The 14,761-nt window shown below is 66.2% G+C and carries 13 protein-coding genes and 1 pseudogene; 9 read left to right on the plus strand and 5 right to left on the minus strand.

Going from position 1 to position 14,761, the window contains the following annotated elements:
• Window positions 1–207: 207 nt before the first annotated feature.
• The 4 genes from AC3WVS_RS00105 to AC3WVS_RS00120 all read left to right on the plus strand — a co-directional run bounded on the left by AC3WVS_RS00105 (window position 208) and on the right by AC3WVS_RS00120 (window position 3,745).
• Window positions 208–633 (plus strand): hypothetical protein, encoded by a 426-nt coding sequence (locus tag AC3WVS_RS00105; protein WP_492316835.1) that lies wholly within the window; start codon window positions 208–210, stop codon window positions 631–633.
• Window positions 634–702: 69 nt separating this feature from the next.
• Window positions 703–1,158, plus strand: coding sequence for a DUF3302 domain-containing protein (locus AC3WVS_RS00110; RefSeq protein ID WP_492316836.1), 456 nt, complete (start codon window positions 703–705; stop codon window positions 1,156–1,158).
• Window positions 1,159–2,337, plus strand: a complete 1,179-nt coding sequence (locus AC3WVS_RS00115) for an HlyD family secretion protein (RefSeq protein WP_492316837.1) — start codon at window positions 1,159–1,161, stop codon at window positions 2,335–2,337. It begins immediately after the preceding gene.
• A 10-nt stretch (window positions 2,338–2,347) separates the two neighbouring features.
• The gene (locus AC3WVS_RS00120) at window positions 2,348–3,745 is read left to right on the plus strand and encodes an efflux transporter outer membrane subunit (RefSeq protein WP_492316838.1); all 1,398 of its coding nucleotides are present in this window, start codon (window positions 2,348–2,350) and stop codon (window positions 3,743–3,745) included.
• Window positions 3,746–3,864: 119 nt separating this feature from the next.
• Here AC3WVS_RS00120 and AC3WVS_RS00125 read toward each other — a convergent pair.
• Window positions 3,865–4,083, minus strand: a pseudogene (locus tag AC3WVS_RS00125) (3-keto-5-aminohexanoate cleavage protein); the annotation flags it as partial.
• An 8-nt stretch (window positions 4,084–4,091) separates the two neighbouring features.
• On the opposite strand from AC3WVS_RS00125, the gene AC3WVS_RS00130 reads away from it, so the two are divergent.
• Window positions 4,092–4,337: a helix-turn-helix domain-containing protein gene (locus AC3WVS_RS00130; protein WP_492316839.1), complete on the plus strand. Its 246-nt coding sequence runs from the start codon at window positions 4,092–4,094 to the stop codon at window positions 4,335–4,337.
• Window positions 4,338–4,566: 229 nt separating this feature from the next.
• Here AC3WVS_RS00130 and AC3WVS_RS00135 read toward each other — a convergent pair whose 3' ends face one another.
• From AC3WVS_RS00135 to AC3WVS_RS00150, 4 genes are read right to left on the minus strand one after another with little or no spacing between them, the layout of a single operon-like run.
• On the minus strand, window positions 4,567–5,625 hold the full coding sequence (locus AC3WVS_RS00135) for a VWA domain-containing protein (RefSeq protein WP_492316840.1): 1,059 nt from the start codon (window positions 5,623–5,625) through the stop codon (window positions 4,567–4,569).
• Window positions 5,622–6,644 carry a DUF58 domain-containing protein gene (locus AC3WVS_RS00140; protein WP_492316841.1) on the minus strand — a complete coding sequence of 341 codons (1,023 nt, stop codon included), beginning with the start codon at window positions 6,642–6,644 and terminating at the stop codon, window positions 5,622–5,624. The genes AC3WVS_RS00135 and AC3WVS_RS00140 overlap by 4 nt, the downstream gene beginning before the upstream one ends.
• The gene (locus tag AC3WVS_RS00145; RefSeq protein WP_439669149.1) at window positions 6,622–7,635 is read right to left on the minus strand and encodes an AAA family ATPase; all 1,014 of its coding nucleotides are present in this window, start codon (window positions 7,633–7,635) and stop codon (window positions 6,622–6,624) included. The genes AC3WVS_RS00140 and AC3WVS_RS00145 overlap by 23 nt, the downstream gene beginning before the upstream one ends.
• A gap of 12 nt (window positions 7,636–7,647) precedes the next feature.
• Window positions 7,648–8,595 (minus strand): S1C family serine protease, encoded by a 948-nt coding sequence (locus AC3WVS_RS00150; protein WP_492316842.1) that lies wholly within the window; start codon window positions 8,593–8,595, stop codon window positions 7,648–7,650.
• A 74-nt stretch (window positions 8,596–8,669) separates the two neighbouring features.
• On the opposite strand from AC3WVS_RS00150, the gene AC3WVS_RS00155 reads away from it, so the two are divergent.
• The 4 genes from AC3WVS_RS00155 to AC3WVS_RS00170 all read left to right on the plus strand — a co-directional run bounded on the left by AC3WVS_RS00155 (window position 8,670) and on the right by AC3WVS_RS00170 (window position 14,241).
• Complete coding sequence (locus tag AC3WVS_RS00155) at window positions 8,670–9,734, plus strand: VWA domain-containing protein (RefSeq protein WP_492316843.1); 1,065 nt, start codon at window positions 8,670–8,672, stop codon at window positions 9,732–9,734.
• A 209-nt stretch (window positions 9,735–9,943) separates the two neighbouring features.
• The gene (locus AC3WVS_RS00160; RefSeq protein ID WP_492316844.1) at window positions 9,944–10,639 is read left to right on the plus strand and encodes an ABC transporter ATP-binding protein; all 696 of its coding nucleotides are present in this window, start codon (window positions 9,944–9,946) and stop codon (window positions 10,637–10,639) included.
• A 3-nt stretch (window positions 10,640–10,642) separates the two neighbouring features.
• Window positions 10,643–13,168, plus strand: a complete 2,526-nt coding sequence (locus AC3WVS_RS00165) for an FtsX-like permease family protein (RefSeq protein ID WP_492316845.1) — start codon at window positions 10,643–10,645, stop codon at window positions 13,166–13,168.
• Entirely contained in the window at window positions 13,165–14,241 is a 1,077-nt protein-coding gene (locus AC3WVS_RS00170; protein WP_492316846.1) for a lipocalin-like domain-containing protein, read from the plus strand. Before AC3WVS_RS00165 ends, AC3WVS_RS00170 begins: the two co-directional genes overlap by 4 nt.
• The last annotated feature ends 520 nt before the right edge of the window (window positions 14,242–14,761 follow it).

A 14,761-nucleotide genomic window follows, 5' to 3' on the forward strand; every position in this document is an offset into this window, starting at 1 on the left:
AAGCCTGCCTCGCCATGGTGGCCATCAAAGGAATTCGAAATGCCGGGCGGCCCTTGGCGCGCATCGATTCGACGCACCCTCACTTTCTAATTTCTTTGATAGCCCCGCCCGCGCCACCGGCATAAGGTGTGCACATCCACGGAGATGCGACCGGCCGCGCCGGTTTGCGTCGACGGTATCTGATCCACTTCGAAGGAAACTACAGGAATGATCAAGCACTGCCTTTCGGCTGTCTCGATAGCGGGCGCCAGCGCGCGCGGTCGTGGGGTGCCCAACCTTGTCATGGCCCTGCTGATTGCCGGCGCCGCGCAATCGTACGCGCAGAACCTGCCCGCTCACGCGCAGCGAGACACCGCCGCGCGGCCGGAAGCCTGCTCCGGTACTGGCGCCGGCCTGCAATCCGCGGCCTGCCGTGCCGCCAGCAATGCCGGCCAGAGCAAGTACAACCTCCTGTACGCGGACGATGTGCCGGCCGGCAACAGCGAAAGGTCAACCGGGCCGGTTCCAGCCAGCCCGTGTCGGAACTGCCCGGCGGATGCACAATCCGGCCGGCAAGCGGGGCGCATGCCGGATAGCGCCGCCAGGAACAGCCGCAGCGAATCAGCGGGTACTGCGCCGGCCAGCACACTGTAGTTCTCAATCCAACCGAGTACCTGGCAAGTCAAACACCGGGCCCTGGTGCCCGATCTCTCTATTTCCCCGATGAAACTGCGTCAATATCTGCTGGCGGGCGTTGGCCTGCTGGCAATGCATGAACCAGCGTTCGCCTCCTTCCTCAGCGGAAAGGCCCTCGAGAGCGCCGCCAATGCCATCTCCTGGGTGGTGATGATATTCGTGCCGCTCGCAGCCATCTACCTGTTCTGGATGCTGCATATCTGGCCGGATAAGGTCGCCCACCGGAAACAGCATCCGCAAAGGGAAGCCATCCATGCGCTATGCCTGCTTTCGCTCTTCTTCGGCGGACTGCTGTGGCCGATGGCCTGGCTCTGGGCACACACCAAGCCGGTGTTCTACCGGGCGGCCTATGGCACCGACAAACTGCCGGAAGACGAAGCGGCGCGAGGCGCGGCACATGCCCCCATCGGCCGGCCCGGGAACGTCGCGTCCCTGCGGGCGCCGGCACGCGGCGCTACGTCCGGCGCAGGGGAGCAGAGCTGAATGGATGCGCTGCTGCTTGCTATCTACGCGCTGGCCGTCTGGCTGATCTTTTTCAAGTTCAAATGGCTGCCATGGAACACGACGTCCATGGTCATCGTGGTCACGATTCCGGTGGTTGCCCTGACGCTGCTGGTCCTGACGCTGAACGTGGTGGCACCTTCGTCCCATGATGTCAGGGTGGTCGGCAAGGTGCTCCAGGTGGTGCCGCAGGCAAGGGGGCGCATTGTCGAACTTCCGGCCGAGGGTAACCGGCACTACAAGAAAGGCGATGTCCTGTTGCGCATCGACCCGACGCCCTATCAGGCCTCGGTCAGGCAACTTGAGGGCAGGTTGATGGCGGACGATGCCGCGCTTGCCGAAGCGCAGGCCGTTGCTCGCCAACTCAGCGAGTCCGTGCGCGGAGCGGCCGGCAAGGTTGCCACGGTACAAGCCAAGCTGTCGCTCGCCCGACAGCGGCTCAGGGAACATGAGGCCCTGCTTGCGGCAGGTGCCGGATCGAAGTTTGACCGGGAAGATGCCCTGGCGCGGCGGCACGAACTGGAAGGCGAACTGGTCAGCGCTCAAGCCGTCGAGGACGAGGCCAGGCAGAAGCTGTCTGCCAAAAGCCAGGGGGAATTCGCCGCCATCGCCACGGCGCGCGCCAAGCGCGCGGAAACCGAAGTCATGCTCGAGAACGCCCGATGGGAACTTGGCCAAACCGAGTACCGGGCGCCCGCCGACGGCAAGGTCGTGAACCTGCAGGTGCGCGTGGGCACGATGCTGGTCCCGTTTCCGTTCTCGCCGGCATTCAGCTTCGTTGAGGACGAGCAGGAGGTGGTCGCCTTCTACAAGCAGAACGAGCTATACAACGTCAAGACGGGGGATGCCGCCGAGATCTACCTGCCGACGCACCCGGGTAAAATCATCAAGGCAAGGGTGGATTCGATCGTCTGGGCGCAATCACAAGGCCAGTTCGCGCAGGGTGGAATGATTCCGAACACTGGTGCCACGGAAGCCGTACCGAACCGGTTCGCCGTCAAGCTGGACCTGCGCGACGAATCGAAGGGCCAGATGCTTCCGGTCGGGGCGGTCGGCGCGGGTGCCATCTACACCTCGCACATGAAGATGTTCCATATCGTTCGGATGGTCTTCCTGCGCGTCAGTTCCAAGCTGAACTATCTGGTATTCAAGCTCCATTAAAGGCAAGCCTGTGTCGTCATCTCTCAACAAGACCCTTCCGGTACTGCTGGCGCTGCCGCTCGCCATGCTCTTTGGCTGCGCCCTGCAGGCGCCGCCGGATAGCGCCAGCCTTCGAGGCCAGGCGGTCCCCGCGCTTGAATGGCAGCGCACCTGGGCAAACGAGGCCGCAGCAGGCGAGCCCGCGGACGACTGGCTTGCAAGCTTCGACGATGCTGAGCTGCAGCGGCTGGCCCGGGAAGCGATTGCGCACAACGGCGATCTCAGGCTGGCAGCAGTGCGCGTCGAGCAGGCGCAGGCACTCGTTACCATGCAAAGCAGCGGCCTGTTACCGAGCGCGGGCGTGAAGGGCAGGGCTGGCCATTCGGAAACCCAGTTCCTCTCGATTGGTGCGAGCTGGGAGATCGATCTCTGGGGCCGCATCCGTGCACAATCGCGTGCCGCAAAATCCCAGTATGCCGCTACCGCGGACGAATATCTCTGGGCGCAGCGCGTCGTCGCAGCCGCTACTGCCAAAGCATGGTTCACGCTGATCCGGTCAGCAAAGCTGGAGGACCGGCAGCGACAGGCCGTGGCGGTACAGGAGCAACTGGTGCAGATCAGCGAGCGGCGGGTTGCCATTGGGGCGGCACCGGATACTGAACCGGTGGAAGCGAAAAATGCGCTGCGCACGCAGGTGGATTCGCTGCGGAAGGCCGAACTGGCCAGGAGCCAGGCCGCGCAAGCCCTGGAGCTGCTGCTGGGCCGCTACCCTGCCGGGGAAGTCGGGAATAGTGTGGCGAAGCTGGAGTTGCCCGCCATGCCCATAGCCCCGCAGGCAGGCCTGCCTGCAGACCTGCTTGATCGCCGCCCGGACTTGACTGCCGCGGCGCACCGCGTCGCCGCGGCCTTCGACCTGAGGCAGTCCGCCGAGGCAGCGCGGCTGCCAAGCATTTCAATCAGCGCGGCCATTACCGGCATCCGTAGCGACGTGCTGCTGCTCAACCAGTCCGGCACTCCGATCAAGGGACTGAATGGCGCGATCTTCGCGCCGCTGTTCACGGGAGGAGAGCTCAAGGCGAGGGCGGACTACTACAGCGCCGAGCAGAAGGCCGCCATGATCGCCTATGGCAACAGTGCCCTGCAGGCACTGGGCGAGGTCGATGCGGGGTTGCGTGCCGAATCGAATCTTGCAGATCGCACCAGGCAAATGCAGGATCGGGTGAACGAGAGCCAGCTATTGGTACAGCGCGAGGAGGCGCGCGTTAGCATTGGTGCTTCCGATCCGCGCGGCGTCCTGAAGGCTCGGCAGGCAATGCTGGCTGCCGAGATGGATCTGATCCACCTGAGGGGCGATCATCTCAACCAGCGCATTGCGCTATTGTTGGCGCTAGGGGGTGACTGGAGCAGGAAAACCATGGAAAGCGCTTGAATGGGTCAAAATGCCAGTCAGAGCATGAAGCTGACTGGCATGGTGTGCTGGATGGAAGAGATTCACTTCTTGCTTTGAGAATGCGCGTCAAAGCGCGCGACTTCTTCGAGCAGCATCGGCATCCCCATCGCCAACGCCATCGTGTTCCACGGGAGTACGTTCTTGAACAACGACTCGGCGGTAACGGTGCAGCCATCCGGTGCACGCTGGATGAAGTCGAACAGGTTGTACGGATGCGGACCATGGTGGCCGCCACCGATGCCGATGCAGGTCAGGTTCAGCGGGCCCTTGTAGACCCCCTTGCGCACCATGCGGTCCAGCGTTTCGAGCGCATGCAGGAATAAACGTGCGCACGCTGCAACGCCAGCTCGAAAGCGCCGGAGAGGTCTTCTCCGACATGGTCAATGGCGTAAGGCGCGATCTCGTCATCCACTACATGGAGAACGGAAGCCTCTCGCTGGGACGCATTGCCGAGTCGCTCGGATACTCCGCTTATGGCTCGTTTTTCCGTTGGTTCACTGCGCAGTTCGGGATGACGCCGACGCGGTGGCGCGACACTAAACCAGCAGACAGGGGAAGGTGCGGCAAATAGCCGTTGTTGGAGACCGCAAAATCGGGGGCAACGACGAAGTCTGCCGCGGAAACGCTGATGAGCCAGCTACAATGCGCGCATGGATTCCGATCCTCGGTGCGAGGATCCGATCTCCGAAAAAGCTATTGGGACTTCGTTGTGGGCAGGGGGCGGTGAATGAGTGGCTCCGAGTGTGGGGCACAGCTGCGGCAAAGGGACGCCCGGGTTTCCTCCGCCAGAGCCACCGTGCCTACATCACGCGCCCGAACCACCACAACGACAGCAGCCCCGCACACGTGGCCAGCAACGCCCCCAGCGCGGCGAAGAACGCAGTAATTTCCACCTGTTCGCGCTTGCCAAATGCCAGCCGCATATTGAGCGCCCGGTACACCTTTTTCAGTTGCGCGGCATTCTCAAGCGGGAAGTACTCTGCCCCTGTTGCATTGGCGACTTCCTTCAATACCTTCTCATCCAGCCTGACGCGCGCCGACCAGCCATCGACCGAGAGCACCACGCCGTCGGTCGTGCCAACCCCGACGGTATAAACGCGCACGCCGTGCGCGGCGGCAAGCTGCGCCGCCTGCGTCGCGGCCGGGCCGGTGTTGCTTTCACCGTCGGAAAACAGGACGATCGCCCCGGAGGGATAAGAGCCGGGCGTCACGGCTTCGCCGCTGCGGGATGCGTCCGGCTTTTGCAGCGGCGTGGTGTCGCCGTTCATGAGGCGCTCGGCGTCACCAGCCGTCTGCGGCAGCAGCGTCGTCAGCGCGATGAGCAGGCCATTGCCCAGCGCCGTGCCGCCTTGCGGCTTGAGGCGGTCGATCGCCGTGGCCGCGGCATCCTTGCTGCGGCTGGGGGCCTGTGCCACGGCGGCGGTGCCGGCCATCGCGACTACTCCCGCGCTGACGCCCGCGGGCAGTGTGTCGAGCAGAACCTTGGCCGCTTGCTGGGCGGCGCGGATGCGGCTGGGCTGGATATCCTGCGCGCGCATGCTGCCGGACAGATCGATGACCACGACCACGGTCTCGATGTGCGAGGGCAGCAGCATCACTGCCTGGGGTCGGGCGATGGCGAGGGTCAGCGCGGCCAGGGCCAGCAGGAGCATCATGGGCGGCACGTGGCGGCGCAAGGTCGCGCCGCCCCTGATGGCAACGCCGACGGATTTCAGGGTGGGAGAGTGCACCGTGGCGTGGCGCCGGCGCCTGTCGAGCCATAGGTAGCCAGCGGACAGCACGAGGACGAGCGCGAGCAACCACAGCATGCCTGGCCACAGGAAGCTGAAGACGGGTAGCCGGCTTATGGCATCGGTCATGCTGCCTCCTTGGGCCCGTTCTCCTGCTTTGCTGGCGCAGCGGCCCCTCGACGATGGCGGCGCCGGCGGGTGAAGTGCAGCAGGGCCAGGTCCAGGCGGGCGTAGGTCGACAGCGTCAGGCACGCCACGCCGGCCTTGGTGAAGGCCAGGCGCAACTCGTCCTCGCGCGCCTGGGCGGCGGCGGCGAAGCGTTTGCGGAAGGCCGGGTCGTGCGTGTCGACGAACATCTGCTCCGCGGTTTCCGCATCCTGCAGCACGACCAGGCCCAGGTCGGGCAAGGCCATCTCCAGCGGGTCGACCAGCCGCACGGCGACGACCTCATGGCGCCGGGCCAGCATTTGGAGCGATGCCTGCCAGCCCGGGGCGCTGATGAAGTCGGAGACCACGAACAGCACCGATCGATGTTTCGCGACCGCCCGTGCGCGCTCCAGCAGGTCGCGCAAGCGGGTGTCGCCCGGCGACGCGGCCGGTGTGGCATGCATGCGGTCGAGCAGGTGCAGCAGGTGCCGGCGCCCCGAGCGCGCCGGCACCACCGACGCGCCCGCGTCTGTGGCCCCGCCGTAGAGCAGGGCGCCGACCCGGTTGCCATAGCGCGTCAGCAGCAGCGCCATGACGGTGGTGAAGTCGCTCAGCAGGTCGCGCTTGCTCACGCTGCCGGAGCCGAAACCGACCGATCCGCTCAGGTCCAGCAGGAACCAGACGGAGACCTCCCGGTCTTCCTGGTACTCACGCACGTGCGGTGTCTGCAGCCGCGCCGTCACGTTCCAGTCGATGTGCCGCACGTCGTCGCCGGGGCGGTATTCGCGCAGGTCGGCAAGATCCAGCCCAAAGCCGCGGAACAGCGTGCGGTAGTCGCCCTGCAGCAGGCCATCGAGGCGGCGCACCACGGTCCATTCCAGGCGGCGCAGCAAGGCCTCGGTCTGCCTTGGGTCGACGCTGGCCAGCGCCGTGCCGGCGGGTGTGCTGCGGGGTGCGGCTTCCGGGCCGCTCCGGCGCCTATTGCGCAGGCGCCCGAACATGGGATTCCAATGGGCGCTCCGGGACCGGCAGCGCCTGCAGGATGCGGGTGACGAGCTGGTCGGCAGTCACGCCGTCGGACATGGCCTCGTACGAGAGCACCAGGCGGTGGCGCAAGACATCCGGCACGAGGTCGACCACGTCTTCGGGCAGCGCATAGTGGCGGCGGCGCAGGAACGCCAGGGCGCGCGCGCCTTCTATCAGGCCGATGGTGGCGCGGGGGCTGGCACCGAACGCTATGTATCGATCCAGGTCCTCCAGCCCGTAGCCTCCCGGCTTGCGGGTGGCCGCCACCACGCGCACTGCATACTGGAGCAGGCTCGGATCCACATAGATCCTGCCGCATTCGTCCTGCAGGCTTGCCAGGCGCTCCGGCGTCGCGATGGGGCTCACGCTGATGCTGGGGCCGGTGACACGGTTGACGATGACGGCCTCCTCCTCCTCGCTGGGATAGCCCACCAGGACCTTCATCAGGAAACGGTCGACCTGCGCCTCAGGCAAGGGGTAGGTGCCTTCCGTTTCTATCGGGTTCTGCGTGGCCATGACGAGGAAGGGCGTGGGCACCAGATGGGACTCGCCGGCGATGGTGACCTGCTTCTCCTCCATCACTTCCAGCAAGGCGCTCTGCACCTTGGCCGGCGCGCGGTTGATCTCGTCGGCCAGCAGCAGGTTGGCGAAGACCGGACCCCGCACGGTGGAGAACTCGCCCGTGCCCTGGTTATACATGCGCGTGCCTATCAGGTCGGCTGGCAGCAGGTCAGGCGTGAACTGGATGCGCTTGAAGGAGCCGCTCATGGTCCTGGCCAGCGTCTTGACGGTCAGCGTCTTGGCCAGGCCCGGCACGCCTTCCACCAGCAGGTGGCCACCCGCAAGGATCGCCACCAGCACCCGTTCGAGGAAGTGGTCCTGCCCTACCACCACGCGCTTCACCTCATACAGCAGGCGTTCCATCAACTCGGCGCTGTCCACTGCGCCCCTGGTTTGGTCGTTCATAGGCCCCCGCGATTAGAAAGGAGAGGATCCGATGGAAGCGCCGGCGCTTTCGATGGTGACAGCAAAGCCGATGCCGAGGAAAGTGCCGCTCTGGTTGGGGTTGAGGATGGCGGTGACGATCCCTACCACCTCGCCATCCAGATTCACCAGCGGTCCGCCGGAGTTGCCCGGATTGGCGGCGGCGTCGAACTGGATGAGCTTGTCCAGGTCCCGCTTGCCGTCCGGCAAGACGAACCTGCGGTCGAGCCCCGACACCACGCCGGCAGACACCGACGGGCCGATGCCGAACGGAAAGCCGACCGCGACGACTTCAGTGCCGGGCGCGAGGTTCCGGCTGGAACCGAGCGTCGCCGGCGGCAGGTCGTCGGGGATGGAACTGGGCCGGATCACGGCTAGGTCTTTCTCCGGGAACGCCTGCACCACCGAGGCCTCGGCCGTGTGGCCGTCGTGGAACCTGACCTCCAGGCGCAGGGCGTCGGCGACGACGTGGTAACTGGTGAGAATGATGCCGCTTTCGGTCACGACCACCCCCGAACCGATGTGGCGGGCTGTGCGCTTGCCGCCGGACTCGCCTTTGCCGCCAGGTGGGTCGCCTTTGGCGAGTTCATCGCCCGAGGGCGGCGGGGATAGCGGGGGCGATTCGGGAGGTGCTTTGCGGCGTGTGGCAGGGGAATCACGCTTGGCGTGGGGGGCGGATGCCGCTTTCTTCGGCTTGTCCGCAGCCTTTTCGGCTAGCGCATAGCTGCGAACTTCCACCACCGACTCGCGAACCGCCTCTGCCGCCCTGGCTGTGCGCGAAGGCAGACGCTTGGTTTCCAGCGTGTGCAGCACGGCGGAGTCGATGTCGGCTTGCTTGAGGACGCGCGGCGTCGGCTGCAACAGCCAGGCAGAGCCCACGACTGCCGCGAGCACCAGCGCCACCGCTGCCGAGACCCATCCGTAGATCGTTACCCGTCTCATTCCGCCCCCGAGGTCCCGTCCCGCCGTGAAAAATACAGTACCATCGTCTTACCCACGCGCCAAGGAGCAGGTGCATGCAGTTTCTCTGGCCGCAAATGCTCTGGCTGTTGCTCGCGCTGCCCCTGCTGGCAGCCGCTTACCTGTACCTGATTGCGCGGCGCAAGAAAATCGCGCTGTTATACGCCAGCCTTGCGCTGCCGCGCGCCGCCCTGGGCCCTCGCCAACGGCTGCGGCGTCACATTCCGCCGCTGCTCTTCCTGCTCGCGCTGGGCGCGGCCCTGCTGGCTTGCGCCCGTCCTACTGCGACGATCACGCTGCCGTCCGACACCATCACCCTGGTGCTGGCCATGGACACCTCCCGCAGCATGGCGGCGACCGACGTTGCACCCACCCGCATCGGCGCATCCAAGCAGGCTGCCCGGGATCTCATCGTCGGGCTGCCGGCCAGCGTGCGCCTGGGCATGGTCTCTTTTGCCGCCACCGCGACCGTGGTGCTGCCCCCCACCGACAACCGGCAGGACATGCTCGACGCAATCGATCGCTTCCAGCTCCAGCTCGGCACGGCGACCGGCAGCGGGCTGATCCAGGCGCTGGCAGTGTTGTTCCCCGACGATGGCATCGACCTGGAAGCCATCCTTTTCAGCGGCGAGTCGCTCGCACCCGGGCCCGGCGGCAGATCGCTGACAGAGGCCGCCGCGGCGGATGCCGTCCGCAAGCGCGAACAGGAACGGCCGGCGGCGCAGCCCGGCTCGTATCGGCACGGTGCGGTGATCCTGCTCAGCGATGGCCGCCGCACCACCGGCCCGGACCCGCTGGACGCCGCGCGCATGGCCGCCCAGCGCGGCGTGCGCGTCTATACGGTGGGCTTCGGTACGCCGCAGGGCGGAGCCGCGGCAGAGTCGGGCCTGTCTTACTACATGCAGCTCGATGAACCCGCCTTGCGGGCGGTAGCGGCGATAACGAACGGCGAGTACTTCCAGGCAGGCTCGGCTGCGGACCTGAGCCAGGTGTATCGCCAGCTCAGCGCCCGCTTCGCGCTCGAGCGCAAGGAAACCGAGATCAGTGCATTGTTCTCGGCAGCAGCGGTCCTGCTGCTGGGGGTGGCGTGCGGGCTCTCGATGCTGTGGTTCCGGCGGTGACCTGAAGCACGGTAATCCCCCCGATCGGCGGCGAAGCGAACCAGCGCCAGGAAATGGCAAAGTGGCTGCACCGTTCCCAGTGCGAATCGTCCGACTTCTAGCGGCCTTCTTCGACAAGTCCATGCACTTCAACGGTGGCAGAATGGCTTGTGTCCGCTTTCCCGTCACAGCTTTGACGGAGAGGCGCGCCACGCGAGGCTGACGACATTGTGCTGACCCTTACAGATGTCTCCAAGACATACAACGGCGCCCGACCGCGCACGGTTCTCCACGGAGTCAGTCTTGCGCTGGACGCCGGCGAATTTGTCGCCGTCATGGGCGAATCGGGCGTGGGCAAGTCAACGCTGCTCCACCTGATCGCCGGTCTGGATCGGCCCGACAGTGGCCGCATCCAGTTCGACGGACAGGATCTGGGCAAGCTGGACGACGATGCCGCAACCTTGCTCAGGCGTCGCAAGCTGGGGTTCGTGTTCCAGGCCTTCCACGTGCTGCCGAATTTGAGCGCGGCGCAGAACGTGGCGCTGCCGCTGCTGTTGAACGGCCTCGAGCGAAAAGGGGCGTCGGCGCGCGTTGCCGAGATGCTCGCCGCGGTTGGGCTTGAGGGGCGCGAGGACAGTCTGCCGCGCGAGCTTTCCGGCGGGGAGTTGCAGCGGGTGGCGATTGCGCGTGCCCTGGTACACCGTCCAATGCTGCTGCTGGCGGATGAGCCGACTGGCAACCTTGATCACGAGACGGCCGCGCGGGTGCTGAGCCTGCTGCGCGAACTGGTCAACGCAAACGGCACGGCCGCGATTATCGTCACGCATTCGGCAGTGGCTGCGGCGACGGCGGATCGCGTCTTGCAATTGACGCCAGGCGGATTGACGCCGCTGGGGCCACAGCCGCCGATGAGCGCGGCCGCCTAAGCCATGCGAACGCCGCGCTCACTCGGCCTTGCGCTACTCCCGGGCGAATTGCGCGCCCATCCCGGACGCGCCATCATCGGCATCCTTGCCGTGGCCATCGGTGTGGCAATGGGCTATGGCGTGCATCTGGTCAACCACGCTGCACTGGCGGAGTTTTCCCAGGCGGTGCGCTCCCTGATGGGGAATGCCGATCTGGAGATCCGCGGGCCGCGCATGGGCTTCGACGAATCGCTCTATCCGCGCATCGCGGGCCTGCCGGAGGTGGCGGCGGCCAGCCCCGTGGTGGAAGTCAATGCGCTGGTGCCGGGGCGCACCGGTGCGCTGACGCTGTTTGGCATCGATGTGTTCCGGGCGGCGCCTGTGACACCCAATCTGATCGGGCGGCCCGCCGAGGAGCGCGCGGGCAAGCTCGACGTTCTCGATCCCGACGCCGTGTTCCTTTCGCCGGCGGCGCTGAGCTGGCTCGATCTCAAGCCCGGGGACCCGCTCACCGTACAAGTCGGGCTGACCGCGCTTACGCTGCGTATTGCCGGCACGCTGCCGGCGGCGGGCGAGGGCCTGCGCCTGGGCGTGATGGATATCGGAGCAGCGCAGTGGCGCCTCGACCGGCTTGGCCTGCTGCAGCGGATCGACGTCAAGCTCAGGCCGGGAGTGGACACCGGCAACTTTGCGCAAGCGCTGGCCGCGCTGCTGCCGCCAGGGGTGGTGGCGGGTTCGCCGCAGGACAACGCGCGCCGGACTTCCAACCTGTCGCGCGCCTATCGGGTGAACCTGAACGTGCTTGCGCTGGTGGCGCTGTTCACAGGCGCCTTCCTGGTGTTCACGATGCAGGCTGTATCGGTGCTGCGGCGGCGCTCGCAGCTTGCACTGTTGCGCGCCCTCGGGGTGACACGCGGTGGTCTGCTGCGACTGCTGCTGGCGGAAGGCGCGGCGCAAGGCACGCTCGGCGCGATGCTCGGACTGGCGCTTGGCTTCGTCCTCGCCGCCGCGGTGCTCGGGTACGCGGGCGGCGATCTGGGCGGTGGCTACTTTGACGGTGTAAAGCCCAGGGTCCGCTTCGACGCGCCGGCAGCGCTGATCTTCTTCGCGCTCGGCCTGTCGGCGGCGGTGCTCGGCAGTCTCGCACCGGCATGGGAGGCCGCCCGCGCGCGGCCGGCGCAGGCGCTCAAGGTGGGCGATGAGGAGACGCCGCTCAAGCGGCTACGCTCGCCGTGGACCGGGCTTGCTGCGATGGCAGCCGGGCTCGGGCTGACGCCACTGCGGCCGGTGGCGGATCTGCCGGTCTTCGGTTATGCAGCGATCGCGCTTCTGTTGGTGGGCGCCATCCTGCTGATGCCACGGCTGGCGCATCTTGTGTTCGGCTTGCTGCCCTCTTTGCGACAGGCTGTGCCGCAGCTTGCCCTGACCCAGCTCGCCGGCGCACCGGGCCGCGCCGCCATCGCCCTGGCCGGCATTGTCGCCAGCTTTAGCCTGATGGCCGCGATGGCGATCATGGTGTCAAGCTTCCGCATCTCGGTGGACGATTGGCTGCACAATGTCCTGCCGGCCGATCTCTATCTGCGTGCTTCGTCAAGCGGCGATAGCGCGTATTTCTCGCTTGACGACCAGGCGGCCATCGCCAGCCTCCGTGGCGTTGCGCGTGCCGAGTTTCTACGTTCGAACCAGATCCTGCTTGATCCCGAGCGTCCCCCCGTCACGGTCATTGCCCGGCCGATCGACCCGCGCAATCCGGGCGCGCGGCTGCCGCTGACGGCTGCGCCCGTCGCGGCGCAGCCGGGTGATCCGCCGGCGGTATGGGTCAGCGAGGCGATGGTCGACCTCTATGGCTTCCGCCCGGGGCAACGTATTACGCTGCCGCTGCAGGGCCGGCCCGTCGCCTTCCTGGTGGGCGGCGTGTGGCGCGATTACGCACGCCAGCACGGTACGGTGGTGATCAGCCAGGACGATTATCGGCGGCTCACGGACGAGCTGCGTGTCACTGACGTCGCCCTGTGGCTGGAGCAGGGCACGGGCCCGGCGCAGGTCAAGGAGAGTCTGCGCCAGCGCGTCGCCGGCGGTGAACACATTACATTCTCCGAGCCTGGCGAGATTCGCGCCATCACCCTGAAAATCTTCGACCGCAGCTTCGCAGTGACCTACCTGCTGGAGGGCATAGCGGTCGTGATCGGGCTATTCGGCATCGGCGCCAGTTTCAGCGCGCAGGCCCTGGCGCGCGCGCGCGAATTCGGCATGCTGCGGCATCTCGGCTTCATGCGTTGGCAGATCGGCGCGATGCTGGCACTGGAGGGCGCGTTACTCGCTCTGCTTGGCGTGGTAGCCGGTCTTGCGCTGGGATGGGTCATCGCGGTCATCCTGGTTCACGTTGTCAATCCGCAGTCGTTCCACTGGACCATGAGCTTGCATGTGCCTTGGGTATTCCTGGCCCAGGTGGCAAGCGCGGTGGTGGCGGCGGCCTCGCTGGCTGCGCTGGCGAGCGGGCGGCAGGCGATGTCGCGTAGCGCCGTGCGCGCGGTTCTGGAGGATTGGTGAAGAGGCGCTCATTCCTGCTGTTGTTGCCGGGTTCCGGCGTGGCGGCCGCGGCGCTGGGCGCAGCGCCCGCTTATCCGCCAGTCGCCGCAGGCCGAACCCTGGCCTTCCCGCGCGACCACGGCGCGCACCCCGACTATCGCACCGAATGGTGGTATGCCACCGGCTGGCTGCAGACGCAGGCAGGAGCGCCGCTCGGCTTCCAGGTTACGTTCTTCCGCTCGCGCCCGCAGTTTGACCAGGCCAATCCAAGCCGCTTCGCGCCGCAGCAACTGCTGTTCGCCAATGTCGCACTGAGCGATCCCGTGGCCGGCAAGCTCCAGCACGACCAGCGTGCGGCGCGCAGCGGCTTCGGCCTGGCGCTTGCCGATACTGCCGATACCGATGTGTACATCGGCAACTGGTCGCTGCGCCGAGAGACCACGGGGCGCTACCGAGCCAGATTTCCCGCGCGGGATTTCACCCTCGATCTGACAATGGAGCCAACCCAACGGTTGCTGCTGCAGGGCGAACGGGGATACAGCCGCAAGGGCCCGCTGGCGGCCCAGGCGAGCTATTACTACAGCCAGCCGGGGCTCAAGGTGAGCGGCACCCTGGAGCGGCGCAGCCTGCAGGAAACCGTGCACGGCAGCGCCTGGCTGGATCACGAATGGTCGTCGACCTTGCTGGCCGACGAGGCCGTCGGCTGGGACTGGCTCGGCCTCAACCTCGATGACGGCGGCGCGTTGATGGCCTTCCAGATCCGGGACAAGGCGGGGCGCAAGTTCTGGGGAGGCGGCACGCTGCGCGGCAGCGACGGTCGCGTCCAGGTACTGGCTCCCGAAGAGGTCAATTTCATGCCGGCACGCCGTTGGCGCTCGCCTCATACCGGCACGAGCTATCCGGTTGCCATGCGGTTGAGGGCAGGCGATCTTGCGCTCGAACTGGTACCGCTGATGGATGATCAGGAACTCGATAGCCGCGCGAGCACCGGCGCGGTCTATTGGGAGGGCGCGGTGACGGCGTTGCGGGGAGGCAAGGCGGTCGGACGGGGCTACCTCGAACTGACCGGGTATTTCCAGCGCCTCAATCTTTGACTTGAGGCCCGGCCCGGGTAATTGGGAGCGGCCGGTCGGAGTGCCCGCCCGCCGCTTCGCTCGGCGATCCACACGATTTCCCTCAACCGCAAGATTCTCGCCACACCCCCTCTTTGGTGGGACCTTCTCCAGAGGAAAGCCGATTGCCCTGCTATTTCCGTCACGCTATGATGATTTTCAAATAGCGCGCCGCGTGCTCCCTACTCGTTGGTGATTGCGGGCAGCGTAAAGAAAAGTGCCGCCGGGCAATGGAGGGGTCAATTGGTAAAGGACGACTACAAGCACTGGAGACGCCGGTGGCTGCGGTGGCACTCGCGGTCTCTGCTGGCAAGCGCACTCGTATTGCAGCGAAGTGAGTGTGATGCCTACCTTAACCAGATGCTGAGGGCATACCTTGCCTACGGCGACTTCACCGAAAACGAAGTTGATTTCATTTTTCGGCGAGTCTCCCACGGCGTACGGAAGCTCGGGTCAAACCTGGATGCATCAGTCTTTGCCCGGCGTGCCCAGGAGCGAATCC

This window comes from Cupriavidus sp. CPT47-8839-RL05A, assembly GCF_058792255.1.